The sequence below is a fragment of the Limosilactobacillus vaginalis DSM 5837 = ATCC 49540 genome, from assembly GCF_000159435.1.
GTDB lineage: Bacteria > Bacillota > Bacilli > Lactobacillales > Lactobacillaceae > Limosilactobacillus > Limosilactobacillus vaginalis.
Genome location: NZ_GG693465.1, coordinates 1 through 241, shown reverse-complemented (window position 1 = coordinate 241; position 241 = coordinate 1). Strand labels below are relative to the sequence as shown.

General features: G+C 60.6%; 1 protein-coding gene. It reads right to left on the bottom strand.

What is annotated here, in order from left to right; genetic code table 11:
- Positions 1-241: autotransporter domain-containing protein (locus HMPREF0549_RS09020; RefSeq protein ID WP_003718001.1), on the bottom strand; the 241-nt coding region annotated here is incomplete at both ends.

Here is a 241-nt window from a genome sequence, read left to right as displayed (position 1 = left end):
CCCGGGCGCGGAAGTCGTTATTGTCCGATGACGCTTTCATGCTGTGGCGGGTTCCCTGTGCCACAATGTCAGCCCACAGGCCGGAGGACGTGTGTACCAGATTCAGGTATCCGCCCAGGCTGCCGGCATCATCCCGGACCGTGCCGGCACGGGAGCCGTCATCATCCTTAACATCAACGGAAGAATGGCCAGCAGCACCATATACCCCCGCGGTCACAGACATACCGGCAACCTCTGTTCT